The sequence below is a fragment of the Jeotgalibacillus haloalkalitolerans genome, assembly GCF_034427455.1.
GTDB classification, from domain to species: domain Bacteria; phylum Bacillota; class Bacilli; order Bacillales; family Jeotgalibacillaceae; genus Jeotgalibacillus; species Jeotgalibacillus haloalkalitolerans.
Genome location: NZ_JAXQNN010000006.1, coordinates 92,656 through 114,528, shown reverse-complemented (window position 1 = coordinate 114,528; position 21,873 = coordinate 92,656). Strand labels below are relative to the sequence as shown.

The window sequence follows — 21,873 nt, the reverse complement described above, 5'->3', positions numbered from 1 at the left end:
CAGCATGAGTGTACTCATTCAAACAAAGCAGTCTCTGAAAGGAAGGTTGATTTATACCGGATTCCAGCTTATACACTTTGTGAAAGAGCTTGCCCTCTCCTGCATTTTCCCGGCAGTAATCTTCCTGTCTCTGGCACTGACAGAAGTCCTGCCGCTTCCAATACTCGCCCGGTATGACTGGCTGCTGATTATTTTTCTTGTCATGCAATGGTGGATGGTCCGTTCAGGTCTTGAGACGGCTGATGAATTAAAAGTCATCTGTCTCTTTCACATCATTGGGCTGATCCTTGAAGTATATAAAGTGAATATGGGGTCATGGTTTTACCCTGAATCCGGCATCTTTAAGATCGCTGATGTTCCACTCTACAGCGGATTCATGTACGCAAGTGTTGCAAGCTTTTTGTGTCAGGCATGGAGAAGGCTGAATGTAAGGATGATCAATTGGCCGGCACCCTGGCTGGTGATACCGCTGGCGTTTATGATCTATTTGAATTTCTTTACCCATCATGTCTGGTTGGATATCAGATGGATTTTACTGGGCTGTGTTGTCATCATCTTCTTTAAGACGACAGTCAGTTTTCACATCAGATCAGAAAAGTATCAAATGCCGCTGATCTTCTCATTTATCTTAACCGGATTATTTATCTGGATTGCTGAAAATGTTGCTACATACTTTAATGCCTGGCAGTATCCGAACCAGCAGGAGGGGTGGGAAATTGTTCATGTAGGGAAGGTGAGTTCATGGATTCTTTTAGTGATTGTGAGCTTTCTCATTGTGGCGGGTCTGAAGCGGGTAAAAGAATCGCGCTGTGATAAAATATGAAGACATGCTTGACCTGAAACGCGTTTCATCCTTTACGTTCAATGTATCAGAATGGAGGGAGGGGACGCGTTATGTTTTATTTAATTGGTTTATGTGCGGCAGTGTACGTTTCATGTCTGGCTGGCAGCAGGATGAAGCCTGAATGCGTTCAGCCGATTAACTCTTTTGAAGATTATTTCCGTTGAGGTGAGATGGTGGCAAATATTCGTGATGTAGCGAGGATCGCAGGTGTGTCGGTCACAACAGTGTCCAGAGTGCTGAATCATCATCCGTATGTACAGGAAGAGAAGCGGCAAGCTGTACTGGCTGCGATTGAGAAAAGTGGATATGTAAAGAATATGAATGCGGTCAATTTGAGTACGGGTCAGACCGGGATGATCGGTGTAGTCTTACCTTTTACTGATCATCCTTATTTTGCTGCGCTTCTGAAGGGACTCGCAGAAGAAGCCCGCGCGCATCGGAAAAAGCTTGTTCTGTTTCAGACGGATTATCAGGCTGACCAGGAAATTGAAGCACTTGAAATGTTAAAGCACAAGCAGATCGATGCATTGATTTTCTGTTCGAGGTCCAGTGAGTGGCAAGTCATAAAACCGTATCAGTCATTTGGCCCGATTGTGATGTGCGAAGAGATTCAGGAGGACGTTTCTTATACATTTATTGATCAGTACCAGGTATTTTTGAACGCACTGCATTATTTGGATCAGAAAGGGTATCAGCAGATTGGGTACTGTATCGGGAGAAGGTCCGGGACGAACAGTCAGGCAAGAGAACGTGCCTACCGGGATTTTCTAAAAAGCAGACAGTTTCCGGTTAATGAGTCCTGGATCTTTGAAAATTGCTACCATGTTCAGGATGGTGAGCGGGTGTTAGAGGAGATTAGCGTCGCAACTCAAAGGCCTGATGCGCTGTTAGTGACAAATGACCAGACAGCAGCAGGGATTCTGATAAAGGCGCAGGAAAAAGGCTTTAGCGTGCCTGAAGATCTTGGTGTCATGGGGTTTGATAATCATCCAATTGCCGGGATGCTCTCAATTACAACTATTGAACTGCCTTTAGAAGAAATGGGGAGAAAGCTGTTCAGGCAGTCGCTTAAGCAGGAGATTTCCAAAGAAGAAGTCTATGTAAAGCTTGTTGAAAGAAAAACAGTTTGAGATGAAAACGAGGCATGCTGAAGAGGAATTGCAGCATGCTTTTTTTAATGATCCGGGAATATGTGCCTGATCATCATCAGTTAAAAATAAATATAACTGAACATTCTTAATTGAGAAAAAATTACTTTGACATTAGTTAAAAAAGTAGGATAATAAAGTTAAAATGGGTCTTTTGCTTTGCATAACAATTGGATAGGAGAGGGAATATGGATTATTTAGTGCAATTTCAGCTGAACGTCTTTGCCTTTGCCATATTGATTATCCTTTATATCATCGTGAAAATGAGATCGAAAGTTGAAACCTTCAGTAAGAAGCTGCTGATTTCAATTATGATTACAAGTGCAATTGCGATGACACTGGAGCCTGCTACATGGATTTTTGACGGGATGCTTTTCCCGGGTGCTTATTTTCTGGAATACAGCACAAACTTTTTCCTGTTTCTTGTTGGGCCTGTCCTTGGCGGATTAATGCTTTCATATGTGGACTACCACATTTTCAAAGACCCGAAGCGGATTATCAAAAAAGGCTATTATCAGCACTTAAGTGTCCTGACGTTCTTCGTGCTGCTGGTGAATATGGTGTATCCATTGTATTTTGATGTGGATCCTGTTTCAAACAGCTACAGCAGTGGGGCATTTAAGGAAGTTCACTACGTTGTACTGGCCAGTTTTTATCTTTACATGATTTATTTCTTATTGAAAAACCGTAAAAACACAAGTTCATACGTTATCAATATTTTTATGGGGTTCTTCGCTCTGCCGATCTTCGGTATGGTGATTCAGATGTTTGATTCAAAGCTTTATTTTTCATGGACCTCCGGTGTGCTGGGTATCCTGGTGGCATACATATTTTTAGAATCCACTACGGCAGAAGAAGACTTTCTTACAAAGCTCTACAACCGGCACAGCTACGAGACTTACCTGAAGCATTTGAAAGAAACTGACAAGCCTTTCGGAATTATGCTGATGGATCTGAACTATTTTAAAGAAATCAATGACGAGCATGGTCATCAAAAAGGGGATCAGGTGCTTGTTGGTTTTGCGAATGTATTGAGAAAGTCATTTCAACAAAAAGGGTTGATTGCAAGACTCGGCGGGGATGAATTCATCATTATCATTGAAGGAGATCATATTAAGCCGGACCTTATTGCAGCTGAAATTGACCGTCAGCTCAGTAAACAGGAAGACCCTGTGCTGAAACACTTACATTTCAGCTATGGATATGAAATGTATCAGCAGCATATGACTTTAAATGAGATGTACATGACGGCGGATGAAAAAATGTATCAGTACAAACGCTCATCCAAGCTGATGCAGGGTCAGGGTAAAATGATTTAAAAAAAGAGGCCCCGGGCCTCTTTTTTTGTTATCTGACAGCAGAAAATCCATCCAACAATTCTTTCAGATTTTTGTCATAATCAGCAGTCTTTTTGACATGTTGAATGATCAGCCTGCTATTTGGAAATGTCGGCATTCTTTCCATGCTGAAAGATAAGTCCTGCTCAGGCAGATCATACGTGAGGTTCTTTGCAAAGAATTCAAAGAAAGCACTCATCACAATCACCGTCAGCCACTCACCTGCGCAGCGGTGTCCCGTATGATGATCGCCTCCACCCTGTGGAATAAAAGAAAAAGGGCTGCCTTTCCATCCTTCAAAGCGTTCAGGGATAAAAGAATCCGGACTTTCCCAGCTGTCAGGGTGACGGTTTGTACCGAAAATATCAAGAACAACGAGTGTGTCCTTTTTGAATTTGTACCCTTTAAACGTAAAGTTCTTTTTCACTTTGGCCGCCATCGCAGGCACAAAAGGGTAATACCTTCGCGTTTCCTGTGCAAACAAATGGCTGTACTTTGGCTGATGCTTCAACTTCTCCACTGATTCAGGATGCTCATGCATCGCGAGCACACCGAATGTTAAGAAGTAAGCAGTTGCCAAAAGGGGTCTGAATGAATTACTTAATTCAACCGCAGCAGTACCTTTATCAAATCTCTTCCCGTCCGTTTCACGGTGATGTGCCATGATATAAGCAGCGGAATTTGGAGGAGGACTCATTTTTCCTTTTCGCACACCCTTAATAATCTTCTGCAGCCATTCCTCATGACTGTCACGGGCTTTTTTGCCATCTTTAAACCTTGAAAGAGAACCGCCGAATGAATCAATCATGTCAATCATTTCACCCGTACGCTGTTTTACTTCACCATCTTCAAGCGGAACACCAGCCCACTCACAGCCGGCTCTTGCAAGAATCTCCTGCATTTCGTCAAAGAGATACACCGTGTCTTCTTTTTCCCACTGACTTACCCTTGCATCCAGGTGTTCAAGTGCCAGCCGCTTCAAATCCTCTACCCGATCCGGCGTAAACATTGAAAGAAATGTACGTTTCCGGTTCCGGTGTGCTTCGCCATCCATTCCGTGCAGGCTTCCATCACCAAACAATGACATCTTAAGAGGCTTTGGCATAGCATCTTCACGTTTAAATTTTTCCGTATCATAAAACAGTTCAGAAGCTTCTTCTCCAGCCATGCAAATGGCCTTTTTACCCAGCAGTCTTGTTTCAAAAATGTCAGAACCAAGTTTTTTACGCTGGTTTGGCAGAAATGTAAAACCTTCTTTAATAAGTGAAAGTGAATTGTCGATTCCTTTGGCACGCGGAACAGGCTTTCTAACATCCATTCAGAGCAGCTCCTTTATAAAGATGATTAATATGTATGTACTTCTGTACCTACCCTTGAGTGATTTTCATAAACGCTGGTACTGTTTTATCAAATCTATGGAAAACGACTAAGCGTTTAAAAGTTTTGAAGCATAAGATACAATATCCGGCTTAAAAAGGGGGGAAATGAGTGGCTTCTACAAATCAATCAGGATGTGGTTGCGGCGGAACAGCTGGAACTGCAAACCGCTTAAACGGCAATGCCCGGCTTTTACAGGACGCAATCCCTGCTTGTACACAGGAGGTAACAGCTGAAGTCTGCGCACAGGCGACTGTGACGCTGACACCAAGAGTTCAGTCTCTGACTCCGACTGTTACCTGCATCAATGGTCCGCTAATTGATACGACATGCTTAGAGGTTCCTGGGTTTACACCTCTGAATAACAACGGTAACTGCACATTTACCGTATCACAGGTGATCTGCGTCACAATTCCATTAGACTTCTCAGTAGACGTGGATGCAGTGCCATCAGGTGGAGCTTGTGGCGGGGTTGTAGCTGGGGATATATGTCCATCAGCAGTGAACGGGGGTTAATCATACGAACGAAAATAATAGAGGAGGTGAGTAAATGAGTTGTCCACTTTGTGATGCTTTATTCACAGGAGACTATGTATGTATCAACGTGCCTAATGGGGGAGATCTTCAGTACGGAGTCCAGCTGCAGGGTGTGCCGGTACAAGGACCGAATCCGGGTCAGACAAGTGTTTTCTACAAAGTATGTAATTGTAATAATGTGCCTGGTTTTGGTATCAGTCATATCAACTTTCAGATCTGTGAAGGCGGAATTCTTCCTGCTCAGGCAAGAGTGAATGGTACGGTATTGACGATTGCGCCTGAGGGTGATGCGTTCTTTGCAGTACCTAACTTTAAAGTAGAGTTTGGAAATATTGATGTAGGAATGGGCACTTGCGTAACGCTTGAACTGATTTATAATGTCAGTCCGGACGAATTTGCATTTTTTTCTGGACGAGTAGGTGTGAAAGTTGGCGGAGGCGGAGGTGCTGCAAATGAAACAAATGCAGGATTCACTGACGGTCTGCAAATTCCATGTGTCATCATTCAGGGGTGTACACAGGAAGTAACAGCCGAAATCTGTGCACAGGCAGATGTGACGCTTACACCACGGGTCAATGCCAGACAGCCAGTAGTAAGCTGTATTAATGGTCCTGTCATCAATACAACATGTGATGATCTTCCAGGGTTTGAGCCACTTCCTAACACAGGCTCCTGCACATTTGATGTTTCACAGGTCATCTGCGTAACAATTCCTTTGAAGTTTTCTGCAGATGTAAGTGCAGTGCCATCAGGAGGCGCCTGCGGAGAAGCTGTTGCAGGTAACGTATGTCCATCAAACCAAAACGATGATCTTGAATAACTGAATGAGGCTGAGACCTATGTCTCAGCCTTTTAACAATGGTTAAGCTTCATCATCCAGACAGTCAGGTGCTTCCGGATCGCAATATACCTCACCCGGTTTTACAAAAGCGTCTGCTTCAAATTTCAGTGGAATCTTAATACATAAATCCTGAGACACTGTAAATCTGCAGCCATCATCATGTTTTTTATCTTTTGTTTTATATTTGTTCAGGCCAAATCTGGGATAAGACGGCTCTAAATCTGATTCCTCTAAGGTGCATGGAGTACATTCAATACTGTAACCCTCTGTTATTTTTACAGTCGGTTTGATTGTTACGATGGCTTCAACTCTCACATTCTTATGAATAATGGAGATACAGGTCTCAGTCTGTGCCTGTTCATGGTTCATTTTTTTCATCCTCTCTGAAATGGTGTCTATATAGTAGTTAATGCATCAGAAAATAAATTATGTCTGCGGTGAAATTTCGTTATTTTTGAAACCAAATGACTGATTCTTTGGTACGATAAATATGAAGTTTTTTAAAGGAAGGTGATCATTGATGTCATCTATACTCTCAAAAATATATGAAGGCTTCATGATCATACTTGTTATCTTTACGATTACAACATTATGGAGTGACCAGCCATACAGCTCTCTTACAAACTGGATCGTCTGGCTGATCTTTTTTATCGATTTTGCCATAAGATTATTCAGGGCGGATTCCAAATGGGGGTTCATTAAAAAGCACCCGTTTCTGACCATTGCAATTATTCCGTTTGACCAGTTTTTTCAGGCTGCAAGAATCGTCCGGGTGATCTACCTGTTCCGTACGAAAACTATTACCAAACATTACGTTCAGCCGGTGATCGATAAAGCCAGTAACGCTTCTAAAATGATTCTTCTGATAAGTGTTATTGGTTTATTTTTCATAGAGTCTCTCATCATCTGGCAAATGCCAAATGTCATTACAACGTATTCAGAAGCCCTCACATTCATTTTCAGCCAGCTATTGTTTTTCGGCCGGCGCATTTATGAAATTGAATCAACTCTGATGCACACCTTTGTGATTATTAATTCAATCATCGGTGTCATCCTTCATGGGATTGCACTGCAGTGGCTATTTAATAGATTTGATCATACATTTGCTTCATTTAAAAAGTATGTAAAAAGTAAAGTGTCCTCCTCCTGACGTTTCAATTTTCCTTCTGTTGGGAACAAGTGGGGTATGACTTGTTGACAGGAGGAGTTTATTGATGAGTAAAACAATCTTTATTACCGGTGCAGGAACCGGTCTGGGAAGAGGGGCAGCTCTGGGACTTGCAAAAGAGGGACATAAGGTGATTGCGACAACAGAATTGACTGCACAGAAAACGGACTTGATGAGAGAAGCCGAGGCTCAGGGGCTTGAAATAGAAGTATTCAAACTGGATATCACAAATCAGCGTGACCTTGCAGAAATCGTAAAATATGATTTTGATATTTTCGTTGCCAATGCAGCGATTAATGAAGGTGGACCACTCGGTGAAGTGCCGATGGACCGTTTTCGTGCATTGTTTGAAGTAAATGTATTTGCAACGCTTGAATCCGTTCAGCTGGCAGCCCGGAAGCTTGTGAAAAAAGGCAGCGGTAAAATTGTCTTTATGAGTTCAATGGCAGGAATCTCAGCAACACCATATGTCGGACCATACACTGCGACAAAACATGCGCTTGAAGGCATTGCCCAGACAATGAAAGCCGAGCTTGAAGAATTCGGCGTGCAGGTCGCTACGATTAATCCGGGACCATTTGCTACAGGCTTTAACAAGCGCAGCGCTGAGGAAAAGTGGAAATGGTATAACGAAAACGAACATTTCACACGTAAAGAAGACATGATTGAACAGGAAGAAGGACTAAAGGAATTTGATCCTGAAGATATGATCAGAAAAATGATCGACATCATTCCCGCAGATCATCACAAATTCCGGACCGTCTATCCGCAGGAAACAGAAGACCAGTTAAAGGAAACGCAGAAAGAACGATGGGATATGGAGATTTAACCGATGAAGCAGCTGACCGTCAGCTGCTTTTTCTGTGCGAAAAATGACAATCTCAGTTAAACTGTATATACAAAATAAATAAAAAGGTAGGATTTATAATGGAAAAAAGTATTATTTTCTTTGATATAGACGGCACGCTGCTGAACCACGACAAGAAACTTCCTGCTTCAACAAAACAGGCAATCTTTAAACTTCAGGAGCTTGGACATGAAGTCGCAATTGCAACAGGACGCGCACCGTTTATGTATGAGGACCTCAGAAAAGAACTAGGTATACGTTCATTTATCAGCTACAACGGTCAGTACGTTGTGCTGAATGATGAAGTCATTTACACAAATCCACTTAACGCGGACGCACTGAAAAAGCTGACAGCAACAGCCGTTGAAAATGAACATCCGGTTGTCTACATGGACCATAAGGATATGAAAGCCAACGTACGTCAGCATGCTTATATAGAAGAGAGCATCGGCACGCTGAAAATCGGCATGGAACCAACGCACGATCCAGACTATCACGTGGATCGTCCGCTTTATCAATCGCTGCTATTTTGTGAGCGCGGGGAAGAGGAACAGTACCGGGAAACATTCAAAGACTTTGACTTTATCAGATGGCATTCCTATTCAGTGGATATCCTGCCAAGAGGCGGATCAAAAGCACAGGGGATCGCCAGAATGGTTGAACAGCTTGGCTACCCGCCTGCGCGTCAATATGCATTTGGTGATGGTTTGAATGATATCGAAATGCTGACAGCAGTGGAAAACAGCTTTGCGATGGGGAATGCGTTAGATGAAGTAAAGAAATCTGCTAAATTCGTAACAAAATCTGTTGAGGAAGATGGTATCCTGCACGGGTTGAAGATGGCTGGTCTGATTGAGTAAAAAACATCCGGTGCGGAGGCGCCGGATGTTTTTTGTGATTTAAAGAGACGAGATCGCGTAGGTCTTTTGATACAATTTTATGAACGTTGTCCAAAAACTCATGAACCGTATGTGAAATCTTCTGAACACTAGAATTAATTTGATGAACTTCCAGCGTAATCTCCTGAACCACATCAAATATTTCCGGAACATACCCGGCCACTCACTCCTCACCCGACCAGTAAACCTTCACCGACTCATTAAACTTCTTCAGCAAACGACCGAACTGTTCGCGTTCGTCATCCGTCCAGTCAAATAGCAGCTGGTCGACTTTTTCTCTTCGAATTTTTTGATATTCGATCATTTCCCGCTGACCGGCGTCAGTAATTTCGTATAAATAGGATCTTTTGTCCTTTGGATAGGGAATTTTCTTGATATATCCTTTTTGATCCAGGGATGCGGCCTGTCTGCTGACGGTGGAAATATCCAGCTGAAGTTCTTCAGCGAGTCCTTTTACACCTGCGGGACCATGCGTTGAGATTTGAAATAACAGCAGATAAGCTGCCCTGACGAGATTTTCTTCCCGTTTGCTTCTGGCAACTGATGCAATCCTTCTGGAGAGAACAGCCATTTCCAGCTCGATTTGTGCTGATGATTCTTCTTTCATGTGAAATACCGCCTTCATTTCATTTTAAGCAAGTTGCTTGCCACCTATTAGTTGTATGATACAATCATATAGTTGTATAATGCAAATACTTGATTCGTTTTGCGAAATTTAATAGACAGAAAGAAGGAAATAGATATGGCACATGCAGAAAGTCAGCCTGCTGCCGGGGCTGGTATTAATAAAATTCCACTGCTGATTGTGTTGATCTCAGGTGCATTTGTTGCAATCTTAAATCAGACGCTTCTGGCAACTGCGATTCCTGTAATTATGGAAGACCTTCAATTAAATGCATCCACTGCCCAGTGGCTTCAGTCAATCTTTATGCTGGTAAACGGGATTATGATTCCGATCACTGCATTTTTAATTGAGAGGTTTACAACAAGGAGATTATTTCTGACAGCAATGGGATTATTCGCGTTAGGAACGCTTGTTTGTGCGATCGCGCCAAATTTCGGATTCCTGTTGACAGGCCGTGTGCTGCAGGCGTCAGGAGCGGGCATTATCATGCCACTGATGCAGACAATTTTATTTTTAATATTCCCGATTGAAAAACGGGGCCAGGCAATGGGTATGTTCGGTCTTGTTATCGCGTTCGCACCGGCAATCGGTCCAACATTATCAGGCTGGATGGTAGATCAGTTTCCATGGAGAAGTCTGTTCTACATTATTCTTCCGGTCGTGATCATTGATATTATCGTAGCTTACTTTATTTTAAAAAATGTAACAAAGCAGACTTTCCCGAAGGTCGATCCGATTTCAATTGCGCTTTCCACACTTGGTTTTGGTGGATTACTGTATGCATTCAGTACTGCAGGAAACAGCGGGTGGGCGAGTGCACAGGTGCTGATCTCACTGGTGATTGGTCTGATTGCACTGCCAATCTTTATTACAAGACAGTCAAAGCTTGAGCAGCCAATGCTTGAGTTTAAAGTGTTCCGTAATAAAGTGTTTACAATTACGACAATTATCGGAATGGTTGTATTTATTGCGATGATTGGAGGGGCGGTTGTACTGCCGCTGCTGATGCAGAACATGCTTGGATTTACAGCGTTTGAATCAGGATTAATGCTGTTGCCAGGCGCAGTGCTGATGGGACTGATGAACCCCGTGTCAGGAAAACTCTTTGATATGTTTGGAGCAAGATGGCTTGCGATTACCGGTATGTCACTGCTGACAATTACAACATTTATGTTTACAAACCTGACAACAGAAACGACATTTACGTATTTAGCTTCTGTGAATGCTGTTCGGATGTTCGGTCTGGCGCTTGTGATGATGCCTGTTACAACTGCAGGGCTGAATCAGCTGCCTACTCGCCTGATTCCCCACGGTACAGCGATGAATAATACAATGCGTCAAATTGCCGGTGCAGTCGGAACAGCGCTGCTAGTAACAGTGATGTCCACGGCAGCAATCCCTTCACAAGGAATGGAAGGGATGGTTCACGGGGTCAATGTTTCATTTATCGTTGCAGGTATTACTGCACTGATCGGACTGATCCTTGCGTTCTTTGTAAAATCTAAAAAAGAAATTGATCGTGATATAGCGAATGAAAATCGTGCCTAAATCAGGACAGTGCTCATCAGCGGGCACTGTCTTTTTTTATCCGTCACGTACGTTTTCCAGCTGGAAATATAGGGTAGAGTCAATCATCACAGGTAAATGGAGGAAATCAAATGGCATTAAAGAGTTCAGGACTACTCACAAAAGAAGATATGGAGAATCATGAACAGCTGCCGGAATGGCTGATTAAAGAATATAATACTTTTGAAAAAATAGTACTGGATCCTACTTTTCCCTGCTACTTCGGTATGAAAGGTCAGCGAAAAGGAGAGCTTCGCTATGCATACATATCGCAGGATGACTGGACCAATTTACCCGATGCAGTTGGAGAATTTCTGACTTTATTTAATGAGGCAACAAAAATTAAGCACGGACTGTTTATTTTCGTCGAGCCATTTAAAGAAGAAGGGAAGCTGGAGGAATATCGTGCACAATTCTGGGATATCATTCAGTACCTTCATGATCAGGATACGGTGGAATGGCCTGAGGATCATCCAAGAGACCCTGAACATTTCCTATGGGATTTTCATTTTAAAGGGGAACCGATTTTTGTATTCGGAAATGCGCCTGCCTATAAGCAAAGAAAGACAAGGGATCTTGGCAACAGCATGGTGCTTGGTTTTCAGCCGCGCGCGATTTTCCAGGGCCTTGAAGGGACTGAAAAGGGCGGTATCATGTCACGTGAAAAAGTACGTGAACGCGTAGAGGCATGGGATCAGCTTCCAAAGCACCCTGATATCAGCCACTATGGTGATCCTGATCATAATGAATGGAAGCAGTCATTTATCGGGGATGATATCGAACCGATTACAGGAAAATGTCCGTTTATGCACAAGGAAATGAAAGTACATTCGTGAAAGGAGCCGGCATGATGAAAAAGTGGAATGCAAAAAACGTCATGAACACTTTACCTGAAAGAAAAACAGACGCTCATAAAGGGACATATGGAACTGCCCTTATTGCAGCAGGAAGCAGATTCATGCCGGGAGCGGCTGTCTTGTCAGCGATCGCGTGCATGAGAAGCGGGGTTGGCAAGCTCGAAGTCGGTACAGAAGAATCAGTGATTCCATATATCATTCAGCATCTTCCTGAAACAACTTTTGTACCAGGCTTTTATGAGCGGCTTGAAAGTCTGTCATTTGACCAATATCGTGTGCTTGCCGCAGGACCTGGAAGAGAGGCGGATGATGAAACGGAACAAACAGTAAAGACTTTTCTTTCAACCAATCTTCCAGTCATTCTCGATGCCGGTGCATTAAGTAAAAGAACATATTCGAAGCGTAAAGCGCCAACCATTTTAACACCTCACCCAGGGGAATTTCTGCGAATTTCAGGCTGTTCAAAAGAGGAGCTTGAAGAGAACAGACAAGTCACAGTCACTGAATTTGCAAAAGAGTCAGGGGTCACAGTCGTTTTAAAAGGAAAAAAGACACTTACTGCTTTTCCTGACGGAGAAATTTATGAAAATACTACAGGCAACAGTGCATTATCAAAAGGCGGGACGGGTGACACATTAACAGGAATGATCACCGGCATGATCTGCTGTCATGAAGATTGGAAGCACGCCATTTTAAATGCAGTCTATCTGCACGGAGCCAGTGCAGACGAGTGGATTAAAAAGAAGTCTGCACACGCCATGCTTGCCCGTGAGATCAATGATTTACTTCCAGAAGTGTGGAAGAACTTTGAGAAAAAATAAGTCCGTGAACAATCTGTGAAAAACTGAACAAACTATTGCGCATTTAGAAAATATGCTTTATTATAAGGGTATCAAATACATGTGAAACATTTCACAAACAGAAACACAGCAAACGGCACTTATTTTTTTAAACTTACATGTGAAAAGTTTCACAATTAAAAGGAGAGAAATACAATGGGTGAAAAATGGTGGAACGGCAAAGTGGCAGCAGGGATTTGGACAGTATTGAGAGTATGGCTGGGTGTTCAATGGTTACAGGCAGGCTGGGGTAAAGTCACAGGAGAATTCGACGCGACAGGTTATCTCCAGGGGGCAATTGCAAAAGCAGGAGGAGAAGCACCGGTGGTAGCAGGCTGGTACGGTACCTTCCTTGAAACAGTAGCACTGCCAAACGCAGAAATCTTTAACATACTGATTCCATGGGGAGAATTGTTTGTAGGATTAGGCCTGATCGTTGGATTGCTGACAATGCCGGCTTTAGTGGCTGGAGCTTTCATGAACCTTAACTTCCTTCTTGCAGGAACAATCAGCACAAACCCTGTATTACTGGCAGCAGCAGTCGTGCTCATGTTCGCAGGCTATACAGCAATTCGTTTCGGATTAGACAGATGGGCAGTACCAATGGCGAAAGAGAGAGTAACAAGACGTACTTTGAGAGAGGTACATGCTTAGCAGGAAATAGTAAGAGAAGGAGCTGGAGGGCTGGATTGGTCCTTCGGCTTTTTGTTTGGGTGGAAGTGTAGGATGGGGGTTAGGGGAGACTGGAACTGACTGGGGATTATTTCTATCAGCAATGGATGGGATTCAATCAGCAATTGTAGTTATTCCATCACCTTTCTACTTTATTCGGCATGGGCGGGTTTTACAGGAATTATTAGCTCATCAATCACGATAATTCGCTCACCTTTTTATTTTTTCTATCACCTTTTAGTTTTTTCGAACGCCGTTGCCAATCGCTGTATGTTGTTCTCCTGACATATGAATGACAGCGGTTTGAATATGAATAGTATCAGTCGTTCTCAGGTCACATTCAAAAATGTTGCGATCACATAAAAAAGACGCCTGCTTCAGCTCTATGACAACTAAAGTGCCAAGCGCCCTCCGCATTTCTACATTGTCCAGCTCCAGGCGCTAGCTCCTCGGGTCATAAGCCACGCATCGGTAAACGGGAAAGTCACCCGTTTTCCCCTCCGCGTATTATGCCTGCCGGAGCTGACCAAGCGCCATCCGCTTTTCCCTTCACTGAGCAGTATACCCGCCATCCACCAGCAAATTAATCCCAGTAACAAATTCATTCTCACACAGGAACACAATCGCGTGGGCAATTTCTTCCGGGACACCGAGTCTGCCTATCGGGTGTCTGGCAACCAGCCCGTCATAGTAGTCGCCGAGTGCAGCCTTGTTGACCATTCCTGACTCTACGTAACCTGGATTGACTGAGTTAACACGGATTTTTTTATCTGCATACTCAAGTGCAAGTGACTTCGTTAAAGTATTCACTGCACCTTTACTTGCATTGTAGGCAAAGGCGCCTGCCTGTCCGACAAATCCAAGGATGGAAGAGGTGTTTACGATAGATCCGCCGCCGGTTTTCAGCATTTCCCTGATAGCGAATTTTGACCCGTAAAATACACCGTCCTGGTTAACGGCAATGACTTTTTTATAATCTTCGGTTGATAATTCATGTGTTTCAGCGAGCGCGCCGATTCCTGCATTATTCACCAGTACATCAAGCTGTCCAAAATGTTTCAATGTGTATTCAATCATGCTTCTGACGGATTCTTCGTTACCGGTATCGACATGAATATACTTTACCTGATCGGATTTAAACTTTGCTTCTGCAGCCTGTCCGCCTTCTTCATTAAAGTCAGCGAGGACAACGTTCATTCCTTTATTGACAAATGCTTCTACTGTTGCAAGTCCAATTCCTGAGGCACCACCGGTTACAATTGCAGTTTTTCCTGATAAATTGATCATCATATTTCCTCCTTTAAATTGACTTCCAATACATTCATTCGACATAACTTTTAAGCTTCCTTCCAAATCCTGCATTTGTTTTAAAAATGTAATACGACGTAAGCAATTTGCCTTCTTTTACTAAAATCAGTATAGTGAAAAGGCAGACAGTTATTGAATGAAAGAGAGTGAAATATATGGGACGTAAGTGGAATAATATTAAAGAGAAAAAAGCGGCGAAGGATGCAAATACGAGTCAGGTGTATAACAAATTTGCGAGAGAGATTTATGTAACAGCAAAGCAGGGGGAGCCGGATCCTGAAGCGAATACAGCACTTCGCATGGTGCTTGATCGTGCAAAAACTTATAATGTGCCAAAAGCCATTATTGAAAGAGCGATTGAAAAAGCAAAGGGTGGCGGCGAAGAGAATTATGACAGCCTGCGTTATGAAGGGTTTGGTCCCGGGGGTTCAATGATTATTGTTGATGCCCTCACAAATAATGTGAACCGTACAGCGTCAGAAGTGCGTGCAGCATTTGGCAAAAACGGCGGGAACATGGGTGTGAGCGGCTCTGTTTCCTATATGTTTGATTCAACTGCTGTATTTGGTGTTGAAGATAAATCAGCTGACGATATTCTTGAGCTGCTGATGGAGAGTGACATTGATGTGCGTGATGTACTGAAAGAAGAGAGTACAGTCATTATCTATGCAGAACCTGATCAGTATAATGCGGTACAGCAGGCATTGAAGGAAAGTGGTATCACAGAATTTACGGTGGCAGAGCTGACGATGCTTGCACAGAATGATGTTGAGGTATCTGAAGAGGATCAGGAACAGATTGAGAAGCTGCTTGGTGCACTTGAAGAGCTTGAGGATGTTCAGCAGGTTTATCATAACGTAGAAATGAATTAAATGGAGGGACGGACGACCTTAGTGGTCGTCCGTCTTTTTGAGTGTGGCTGTCTATTATTACTTCTCTACTTCATACGTGATTTGGTGCTTAAATGATCCAGTGTATTCTTCACAGGAGCTCACGTCGATACGGAGGACTTTATCGTAGACGAAAGTCAGAGAAGATTTGCCCTGTACCGGGATGACAGCAGGTACGTCACCTTTACGAAAAATCGTAACGTTGATCCAGTTCGTACTGAAGTTTTCAATTGTTGCCGCCATTGTGACTGGAAGAGAGTCCGGCTGAGTGTCGTAGATCGTGTTGCATGGTGTGTATTTGTTTCCGGCAAATGGTGCGCAGTTTTCAAACAGCATGAGGACATGTTTGTCTGGACGCGGACGCTTAGGGCAGTCGCAGTCACATTTGCCGATTGAACCAAGTGGCTGTTTATAGTGGTTTTTGCAAGTCATTCTTTTCACCTCCTGATAATAGAATATGAATTTAATAGAGTTTGGACAGGGCTTCTATTAAAAAAGGCGAAACACTAAAAGAATCATAGAACTTATCTAGGGAAACGAACTATTTATCTATACGGCAGGTAGGTATATTGTGTCAATTGCCCTATATAAGAGAAAAGGCATGCGTAATATATCACATAAAATTTATTGGAAAAATAAGAAAATACACTCTAGGAAAATAACCCTAAATGTCTGAATATTGTATATGTTCACTATTTTTAATATATGGAAGGAGTGGATGATAAAAGTTTTACATTTATAAATTTGAAAGGGGAAAAAGGATGAAAAAGAGATCGGCAAAATCACTCATTTCGACATCAGCACTGCTATTGGTCCTGTCTGCGTTCGGCATGGGGGCTGGAGCAAACTCTGCACCTAAAGACGCGGAAAGTCTTGCTCAGCTAAAAGGAGATTTTAATTTCCAGTCCGGTAAAGAAACAACAGTTATTGTTGAACTGGACGAGCCTTCAATTGCTGAGGCAAAGTCAAAAGGCGTTTCACAATCAAAAGGTAATCTGAAAAATAAGCGTGGAGAAGTTAAGTCTGACGTGCTTGAGAAAATTTCAGGTGCAGAGGTTCATAAGGAGTACGATACAGTATTCTCTGGATTCTCATTAGAGCTTTCTGAAAAGGATGTGCCTGCTTTACTCGCTGTAGAAGGTGTAAAAGCAGTCTATCCAAACGTTACATACACTGCATCGGTAGTTGATGAAGCAACGCCGGTTTCACAGGATAATCTGAAGGCTGAAATGTTCGACAGTGCCCCGTTTATCGGCTCTGACGATGCATGGGCTGAAGGTTTTACAGGTGAAGGCGTTACGGTTGCTGTTATTGATACTGGTGTAGATTACACGCACCCGGATCTTGCACATGCTTTTGGTGAGTACAAAGGTTATGACTTTGTAGACAATGATGAAGATCCACAGGAAACACCTGCTGGAGACCCTCGTGGTGAATCGACACTTCACGGTTCTCACGTAGCAGGAACTGTTGCTGCTAATGGCGGCATTAAAGGTGTTGCACCGGATGCGACACTTCTTGCATACCGTGTACTTGGACCTGGCGGAAGCGGTTCAACTGAAAACGTTGTTGCCGGTATTGAAAGAGCCGTTCAGGACGGTGCAGATATTATGAACCTTTCGCTGGGTAACTCATTAAATGCACCTGACTGGGCAACTTCTATCGCGCTTGACTGGGCAATGGAAGAGGGCGTTGTAGCTGTTACTTCAAATGGTAACAGTGGTCCAAATAACTGGACTGTCGGCTCACCTGGTACTTCACGTGAAGCGATCTCAGTAGGAGCTACACAGCTTCCTTACAATGTATTCACTGCTTCAGTTGACACTGCAGGAGATGCAGAGTTCCCTTCAGCTAAAGTAATGGGCTTCCCGTCTGATGAAGCGATTCTTGGACTGGATGGTCAGGAGCTTGAATTCGTATATGTTGGACTTGGTGGTCCGGCAGATTTCGAAGGGAAAAATCTTGAAGGTAAAATTGCGCTGATTCAGCGTGGAAGCTATCCTTTCGTTGATAAGTCAGATAATGCAAAAGCTGCAGGTGCAGTTGGCGCAATTATTTTTAACAACATTCCAGGAGAGCAGCCGGATATCCCGGGCATTTCTCTTCCAACAATTAAAATGAACAATGAAGATGGTCTGAAATTACTTGCTGAGCTTGAAGCAGGTAACAACACAGTATCATTCAACACAGCATTTGACCGTGAAGTAGGGGAGTCAATGGCAGGATTCTCATCTCGTGGACCAGTCGTTGATACATGGATGATCAAGCCTGACGTTTCAGCGCCTGGTGTAAATATCGTCAGCACAATTCCAACACATAACCCGGATCAGCCTTACGGTTATGCAGCACTACAGGGTACAAGTATGGCATCACCTCACGTAGCAGGTGCAGCAGCACTTGTTCTTCAGGCAAACCCTGACTGGTCAGTGGACGATGTAAAAGCAGCGCTGATGAATACAGCTGCTGAGGTTATTGATCCAACTACTGGAGAGCCATATGCACATAACTCACAGGGAGCAGGAAGCATCCGTGTTGCTGATGCGATTGCAACTGATATCCTTGTAGGAAATGGCAGTCATTCATTTGGCAAGTTTGTTAAATCGAATGGTAAGCAGGTTGAAAAGAACCACTTTGAAGTGAAGAATCTTTCTGATCAGAAAGTAGACTATTCATTTGATGTGGACTTCGGTAAGAACAATGATGCAATCAAAGTCAGCGCAAGTGGCAATACGAAAGTAAATGCAAACAGCTCTAAAAAGATTAATCTGAACGTTCAGGTTGATGCTTCAAAGCTTGAGGCTGGTTATTATGAGGGAAGCATTACAGTATCAAACGGATCACAGACAGTAGACGTTCCAACGATTCTATTTGTTGGTGAGCCGGATTACCCTCGCGTAACAAGCATGGGTGTTTACCAGGATGGAGATGTATTCACGATTGAAGGATACTTCCCTGGTGGTGCAGAGACAGTTGATCTGTTTGTATATACATCAAATGAAGCTGGTACACCAGGGGTTTATGTTGGTGACATTGCCATTGTTGAAGATGTAGAATCAGGTTTCCAGACGTTTGCCTGGGATGGTAAGGTAAACGGTGAGAAGCTTGAGGCAGGAAAATATTATAACGTCTATGCTTACGCAACGTTAAAAGGTCAAACTGATCTTGCAGGAGCAAACTTCCTGATGGAATAGTTATTTTAAGAGGTTGGGGCAAAAGAAAAATTAGATTCTAACATCTCTTATTATAAGAATTAAACTTAGTGCAGCGGAGCGTAAGGCGGCGACTCCGGGACGAATAGAGGGAAGCTGAGACCCCGCAGCCGAAGGCGAGGAGGCTCAGCAACCTCCGTCCGGAAAGCGTCCGCCTGAAGCGCAGCGAAACGACTTTAAAAGGCTGAGACATTTTTTATGTCTCAGCCTTTTGTTAATAATTAATCCATGCTTTATCATACATCTCAAGCAGAATCGGATCAATTAACGTATTCGGTTTGTATTCAAACGTATTTCCTTTATCATCCGTAATGTCACGATCAATATCTTTTCCAAACGTTCTTAAGCTCTGCAGGGTTTCTTCGTTTAAAAACCTTGTCTCCACATTAATGGACATCTCATCTAAAGCCCCTGAATCTTCACGTTCTGCAAAGATAAAGCCCCAGTCACCAAAGCTCGGTACATCTACATGCAAATTTTCAACATGCAGTCCGGTTTCTTTTACAGTGTGATCAATTGTCCAGTATACTTCAGTCGCAAAAGTCGGACTCGTTGCCTGGATCATCATCGCGCCACCCGGTTCTAGGGAATTGCGCAGCAGCTGATAGAACTGCAGGGTATAGAGCTTATTCAATGATTCATTGTTCGGATCAGGAAGATCTACAATAATCACATCATAAAATTCATCAGACTGTTCCATAAATGAAAATGCGTCTTCATGATGTACTGTAACACGCGGATCACTGAAAGCACCTTCATTCAGCTGAAGCAGGTCATAATTTGTCTCAGCAAGCTCAACAACAGCAGGGTCCAGATCAACAAGATCCACTGAATTTACTTCATCGTATTTCCAAAGCTCACGCAGCACCAGGCCATCACCACCCCCGAGTACTAAAACATTATCAGGTGATTCAGCCGCTTCAACAGCAGGGTGAACGAGTGTTTCATGATAGCGGTATTCATCAGTCGAACTCATCTGCAGCTGACCATCTAAGAACAGCCTCACATCGCCGCGCTCTTTTGTGAGAATGATCTGCTGATACTCTGTCTGTTCATGGTAGATAATCGGGTCACGGTACAGCTTCTGTTCAAAAGAAAAAGCCATTTCCTCTCCCCAGAAAATACCTGAAAACAGCACCAGGAAAAATCCGATACCGGCTGCAAGGTGAAGTCTGAAGCGTTTAATTTCTTTTCTGAAATAAAACAGCACCCACAATGCGACGCCCACATTAATTAAACCGACAAAGAATGCTGATTTAACCAGACCGAATTCCGGACGGAGGAAGAATACAAAAAGTAATCCGCCAATCAGTCCGCCTGCATAGTCAGAAAACAGGACACGGGCAGTACTTTTCCTGAGCGTTACGCCGATATCATTTGCTTTTCTGATTAAGATCGGCAGCTCAAGTCCGGTCAGCCCGCCGACAATCAGCGTAATGGAATAAAGAAAAATTGCATCTGTTCCATCAGGAAGAAAAGCGGTCACGCCGAAGAAAAGAAAAGTGGAAAGTCCGCCGATGATTCCGATTGCATATTCGATCCAGATAAAAGAGGGGATCAGGTTACGTGTGACACGTTCACTGATTGAGGCCCCAATACCCATTCCGGTCAAAAAAAGCGAGATGGTGAGCGTATACTGCTTCACACCATCTCCCAAAATGTAAGAGCCTGCAGCTCCGAATAATACTTCAAATATGATGCCGCATATTGAAACGATTCCTGAAGCCCAGTAGATTGTTTTACTTTGTTTAATACCCAGTTCATTCATCGTCTTCATGGTGAAGCTCCTAACCTTTTAATTATGTAATTGAAGCGCCAATTACAAACGCAAGTCCAACTGATACACCAAAGCTGATGATCCCGACTGCCAGGTTTCCTTTATGAAGCTGCTCTTCAACAGAAAATTTACGTGTGAAAGCTTCAAAAAGCAGGTAGCCGATCATCTGAAGGACAACGCCAAGTCCTCCCCAGACAAGTGTTTCCCAGACAGCAAAGCTGTGGTAGATCGCAAAAGCCAGAATGATGCTGATCCCGATAATTTTTCCGCTGATTGATAATGCTACCGCTTTATTTCCGGCAAGAATTTCATCCCAGTCTTTATATTTCGTCGTAATGAGTTCAAATACTGCAACCCCAATCAGGATGACGACAATTGCAATTGCAAAATACATAATCGTTAATAAGAATGGTTCCATTTCATTTTCTCCTCTCAAAATAAGCTTTATTTTCCAAAACCGACGCCACCGCCACGGTTACTCGAACCACGAATGGTTGGTGTGGTGCTCTTTCCAACGTAAGAGCCTGCTGCATTATAGCCGCCATAACAGCGTTCAGGGTTCAGGTTACATTGTCTGCTGCGTGAATCGTACCAGTTGTTCCCGAAAATGTTTGAGATCAGGCTTGCAAGCAGATAGCCCTCAAAGAAGCTTGGTCCGTAATTGTTACGTGCAAATTCCTGTTCAGCAACTTCAATCATCGTATTGTCCGGATCATCTTCTGATTCAGTAAGGGTAACGAATACATTATCAAAGATAAAAATCTGTTTCCCGTTATTGATATCACTCATTTCATCAGGATTTTCATGGCTTTGAAGTTCTTCTGATACTGCAGAGAGTTCTTTATTTTCAGCCTGATAAATTCTTGCGTAGCGGTCACTGTTCTCCGCACTTTCGACTGTATCGTATAAGGTATATGTAGTGCTGATATAATCTTCAATGCCGTCTTTAAAGATAGAGCCTTCACTTTCTCCGCATGCAGTAACAAATAGCATGACCGTAATAATCATAAGTGACATGATTGACCGTTTCATATGCTCACCGTCCTTTCTCTGTGGATTTACTTTGTAAGTCAGGTCTGTCTTGAAAAGAAATAGTGATTCGATTAGTTCAGGCCGCTATTGATGGGTTTCT

At 43.2% G+C, this 21,873-nt stretch carries 22 protein-coding genes; 14 read left to right on the top strand and 8 right to left on the bottom strand.

The window, feature by feature from the left end; all coding sequences use genetic code 11:
- Nucleotides 1-4 precede the first annotated feature (4 nt).
- The 3 genes from UFB30_RS14570 (at nucleotide 5) to UFB30_RS14560 (ending at nucleotide 3,311) form a co-directional block, all read left to right on the top strand.
- Nucleotides 5-823: a DUF817 domain-containing protein gene (locus UFB30_RS14570; RefSeq protein ID WP_322422431.1), complete on the top strand. Its 819-nt coding sequence runs from the start codon at nucleotides 5-7 to the stop codon at nucleotides 821-823.
- A gap of 194 nt (nucleotides 824-1,017) precedes the next feature.
- Nucleotides 1,018-1,974, top strand: coding sequence for a LacI family DNA-binding transcriptional regulator (locus UFB30_RS14565; protein WP_435390895.1), 957 nt, complete (start codon nucleotides 1,018-1,020; stop codon nucleotides 1,972-1,974).
- 206 nt (nucleotides 1,975-2,180) lie between these two features.
- Nucleotides 2,181-3,311, top strand: coding sequence for a GGDEF domain-containing protein (locus UFB30_RS14560; protein WP_322422429.1), 1,131 nt, complete (start codon nucleotides 2,181-2,183; stop codon nucleotides 3,309-3,311).
- A 28-nt stretch (nucleotides 3,312-3,339) separates the two neighbouring features.
- Here UFB30_RS14560 and UFB30_RS14555 read toward each other — a convergent pair whose 3' ends face one another.
- Nucleotides 3,340-4,647: a cytochrome P450 gene (locus UFB30_RS14555; protein WP_322422428.1), complete on the bottom strand. Its 1,308-nt coding sequence runs from the start codon at nucleotides 4,645-4,647 to the stop codon at nucleotides 3,340-3,342.
- Between the two features lie 170 nt (nucleotides 4,648-4,817).
- Here UFB30_RS14555 and UFB30_RS14550 point away from each other — a divergent pair, with 170 nt between their 5' ends.
- Both UFB30_RS14550 and UFB30_RS14545 read left to right on the top strand, forming a co-directional pair.
- Nucleotides 4,818-5,222 carry a hypothetical protein gene (locus tag UFB30_RS14550; protein ID WP_322422427.1) on the top strand — a complete coding sequence of 135 codons (405 nt, stop codon included), beginning with the start codon at nucleotides 4,818-4,820 and terminating at the stop codon, nucleotides 5,220-5,222.
- Nucleotides 5,223-5,256: 34 nt separating this feature from the next.
- Nucleotides 5,257-6,063: a hypothetical protein gene (locus UFB30_RS14545; RefSeq protein ID WP_322422426.1), complete on the top strand. Its 807-nt coding sequence runs from the start codon at nucleotides 5,257-5,259 to the stop codon at nucleotides 6,061-6,063.
- Between the two features lie 42 nt (nucleotides 6,064-6,105).
- Here UFB30_RS14545 and UFB30_RS14540 read toward each other — a convergent pair whose 3' ends face one another.
- A complete protein-coding gene (locus UFB30_RS14540) occupies nucleotides 6,106-6,453 on the bottom strand; it encodes a hypothetical protein (RefSeq protein WP_322422425.1) in 348 nt (115 codons plus the stop codon).
- A 151-nt stretch (nucleotides 6,454-6,604) separates the two neighbouring features.
- On the opposite strand from UFB30_RS14540, the gene UFB30_RS14535 reads away from it, so the two are divergent.
- The 3 genes from UFB30_RS14535 (at nucleotide 6,605) to UFB30_RS14525 (ending at nucleotide 8,959) form a co-directional block, all read left to right on the top strand.
- A complete protein-coding gene (locus UFB30_RS14535) occupies nucleotides 6,605-7,234 on the top strand; it encodes a transporter (RefSeq protein WP_322422424.1) in 630 nt (209 codons plus the stop codon).
- Nucleotides 7,235-7,298: 64 nt separating this feature from the next.
- Nucleotides 7,299-8,081, top strand: a complete 783-nt coding sequence (locus tag UFB30_RS14530) for an SDR family oxidoreductase (RefSeq protein WP_322422423.1) — start codon at nucleotides 7,299-7,301, stop codon at nucleotides 8,079-8,081.
- Between the two features lie 98 nt (nucleotides 8,082-8,179).
- On the top strand, nucleotides 8,180-8,959 hold the full coding sequence (locus UFB30_RS14525) for a Cof-type HAD-IIB family hydrolase (RefSeq protein ID WP_435390894.1): 780 nt from the start codon (nucleotides 8,180-8,182) through the stop codon (nucleotides 8,957-8,959).
- Between the two features lie 202 nt (nucleotides 8,960-9,161).
- Here the strand turns inward: UFB30_RS14525 and UFB30_RS14520 are convergent, their stop codons facing one another.
- The gene (locus UFB30_RS14520; protein ID WP_322422422.1) at nucleotides 9,162-9,605 is read right to left on the bottom strand and encodes a MarR family winged helix-turn-helix transcriptional regulator; all 444 of its coding nucleotides are present in this window, start codon (nucleotides 9,603-9,605) and stop codon (nucleotides 9,162-9,164) included.
- 135 nt (nucleotides 9,606-9,740) lie between these two features.
- Here UFB30_RS14520 and UFB30_RS14515 point away from each other — a divergent pair, with 135 nt between their 5' ends.
- The 4 genes from UFB30_RS14515 to UFB30_RS14500 all read left to right on the top strand — a co-directional run bounded on the left by UFB30_RS14515 (nucleotide 9,741) and on the right by UFB30_RS14500 (nucleotide 13,539).
- A complete protein-coding gene (locus tag UFB30_RS14515) occupies nucleotides 9,741-11,171 on the top strand; it encodes an MDR family MFS transporter (protein ID WP_322422421.1) in 1,431 nt (476 codons plus the stop codon).
- A gap of 110 nt (nucleotides 11,172-11,281) precedes the next feature.
- Nucleotides 11,282-12,025 (top strand): YqcI/YcgG family protein, encoded by a 744-nt coding sequence (locus UFB30_RS14510; RefSeq protein WP_322422420.1) that lies wholly within the window; start codon nucleotides 11,282-11,284, stop codon nucleotides 12,023-12,025.
- Between the two features lie 14 nt (nucleotides 12,026-12,039).
- Entirely contained in the window at nucleotides 12,040-12,867 is an 828-nt protein-coding gene (locus UFB30_RS14505; RefSeq protein ID WP_322422419.1) for an NAD(P)H-hydrate dehydratase, read from the top strand.
- 174 nt (nucleotides 12,868-13,041) lie between these two features.
- Nucleotides 13,042-13,539 (top strand): DoxX family protein, encoded by a 498-nt coding sequence (locus UFB30_RS14500; RefSeq protein WP_322422418.1) that lies wholly within the window; start codon nucleotides 13,042-13,044, stop codon nucleotides 13,537-13,539.
- A gap of 567 nt (nucleotides 13,540-14,106) precedes the next feature.
- Here the strand turns inward: UFB30_RS14500 and UFB30_RS14495 are convergent.
- A complete protein-coding gene (locus UFB30_RS14495; protein WP_322422417.1) occupies nucleotides 14,107-14,844 on the bottom strand; it encodes an SDR family NAD(P)-dependent oxidoreductase in 738 nt (245 codons plus the stop codon).
- Nucleotides 14,845-15,020: 176 nt separating this feature from the next.
- Between UFB30_RS14495 and UFB30_RS14490 the strand changes: the two genes are divergently transcribed.
- Nucleotides 15,021-15,737 (top strand): YebC/PmpR family DNA-binding transcriptional regulator, encoded by a 717-nt coding sequence (locus tag UFB30_RS14490; RefSeq protein WP_322422416.1) that lies wholly within the window; start codon nucleotides 15,021-15,023, stop codon nucleotides 15,735-15,737.
- Nucleotides 15,738-15,794: 57 nt separating this feature from the next.
- Here UFB30_RS14490 and UFB30_RS14485 read toward each other — a convergent pair whose 3' ends face one another.
- Nucleotides 15,795-16,187 carry a hypothetical protein gene (locus tag UFB30_RS14485; RefSeq protein WP_322422415.1) on the bottom strand — a complete coding sequence of 131 codons (393 nt, stop codon included), beginning with the start codon at nucleotides 16,185-16,187 and terminating at the stop codon, nucleotides 15,795-15,797.
- 329 nt (nucleotides 16,188-16,516) lie between these two features.
- Here UFB30_RS14485 and UFB30_RS14480 point away from each other — a divergent pair, with 329 nt between their 5' ends.
- Nucleotides 16,517-18,946 carry a S8 family serine peptidase gene (locus UFB30_RS14480; protein ID WP_322422414.1) on the top strand — a complete coding sequence of 810 codons (2,430 nt, stop codon included), beginning with the start codon at nucleotides 16,517-16,519 and terminating at the stop codon, nucleotides 18,944-18,946.
- 232 nt (nucleotides 18,947-19,178) lie between these two features.
- Here UFB30_RS14480 and UFB30_RS14475 read toward each other — a convergent pair whose 3' ends face one another.
- The 3 genes from UFB30_RS14475 to UFB30_RS14465 are packed head-to-tail and all read right to left on the bottom strand — an operon-like array spanning nucleotide 19,179 to nucleotide 21,773.
- Nucleotides 19,179-20,732 (bottom strand): polyamine aminopropyltransferase, encoded by a 1,554-nt coding sequence (locus tag UFB30_RS14475; protein WP_322422474.1) that lies wholly within the window; start codon nucleotides 20,730-20,732, stop codon nucleotides 19,179-19,181.
- 31 nt (nucleotides 20,733-20,763) lie between these two features.
- Complete coding sequence (locus tag UFB30_RS14470; protein WP_322422413.1) at nucleotides 20,764-21,159, bottom strand: DUF350 domain-containing protein; 396 nt, start codon at nucleotides 21,157-21,159, stop codon at nucleotides 20,764-20,766.
- 26 nt (nucleotides 21,160-21,185) lie between these two features.
- Entirely contained in the window at nucleotides 21,186-21,773 is a 588-nt protein-coding gene (locus UFB30_RS14465; RefSeq protein WP_322422412.1) for a DUF4247 domain-containing protein, read from the bottom strand.
- Between the last annotated feature and the right edge of the window lie 100 nt (nucleotides 21,774-21,873).

Coding starts and splice junctions, on each gene's coding strand:
- UFB30_RS14470 (WP_322422413.1), bottom strand. CDS start 21,159: ATGGAACCATTCTTATTAACGATTATGTATTTTGCAATTGCAATTGTC.
- UFB30_RS14495 (WP_322422417.1), bottom strand. CDS start 14,844: ATGATCAATTTATCAGGAAAAACTGCAATTGTAACCGGTGGTGCCTCA.
- UFB30_RS14535 (WP_322422424.1), top strand. CDS start 6,605: ATGTCATCTATACTCTCAAAAATATATGAAGGCTTCATGATCATACTT.
- UFB30_RS14570 (WP_322422431.1), top strand. CDS start 5: ATGAGTGTACTCATTCAAACAAAGCAGTCTCTGAAAGGAAGGTTGATT.
- UFB30_RS14490 (WP_322422416.1), top strand. CDS start 15,021: ATGGGACGTAAGTGGAATAATATTAAAGAGAAAAAAGCGGCGAAGGAT.
- UFB30_RS14545 (WP_322422426.1), top strand. CDS start 5,257: ATGAGTTGTCCACTTTGTGATGCTTTATTCACAGGAGACTATGTATGT.
- UFB30_RS14480 (WP_322422414.1), top strand. CDS start 16,517: ATGAAAAAGAGATCGGCAAAATCACTCATTTCGACATCAGCACTGCTA.
- UFB30_RS14500 (WP_322422418.1), top strand. CDS start 13,042: ATGGGTGAAAAATGGTGGAACGGCAAAGTGGCAGCAGGGATTTGGACA.
- UFB30_RS14465 (WP_322422412.1), bottom strand. CDS start 21,773: ATGAAACGGTCAATCATGTCACTTATGATTATTACGGTCATGCTATTT.
- UFB30_RS14555 (WP_322422428.1), bottom strand. CDS start 4,647: ATGGATGTTAGAAAGCCTGTTCCGCGTGCCAAAGGAATCGACAATTCA.
- UFB30_RS14485 (WP_322422415.1), bottom strand. CDS start 16,187: ATGACTTGCAAAAACCACTATAAACAGCCACTTGGTTCAATCGGCAAA.
- UFB30_RS14520 (WP_322422422.1), bottom strand. CDS start 9,605: ATGAAAGAAGAATCATCAGCACAAATCGAGCTGGAAATGGCTGTTCTC.
- UFB30_RS14505 (WP_322422419.1), top strand. CDS start 12,040: ATGAAAAAGTGGAATGCAAAAAACGTCATGAACACTTTACCTGAAAGA.
- UFB30_RS14525 (WP_435390894.1), top strand. CDS start 8,180: ATGGAAAAAAGTATTATTTTCTTTGATATAGACGGCACGCTGCTGAAC.
- UFB30_RS14560 (WP_322422429.1), top strand. CDS start 2,181: ATGGATTATTTAGTGCAATTTCAGCTGAACGTCTTTGCCTTTGCCATA.
- UFB30_RS14540 (WP_322422425.1), bottom strand. CDS start 6,453: ATGAACCATGAACAGGCACAGACTGAGACCTGTATCTCCATTATTCAT.
- UFB30_RS14475 (WP_322422474.1), bottom strand. CDS start 20,732: ATGAATGAACTGGGTATTAAACAAAGTAAAACAATCTACTGGGCTTCA.
- UFB30_RS14510 (WP_322422420.1), top strand. CDS start 11,282: ATGGCATTAAAGAGTTCAGGACTACTCACAAAAGAAGATATGGAGAAT.
- UFB30_RS14515 (WP_322422421.1), top strand. CDS start 9,741: ATGGCACATGCAGAAAGTCAGCCTGCTGCCGGGGCTGGTATTAATAAA.
- UFB30_RS14530 (WP_322422423.1), top strand. CDS start 7,299: ATGAGTAAAACAATCTTTATTACCGGTGCAGGAACCGGTCTGGGAAGA.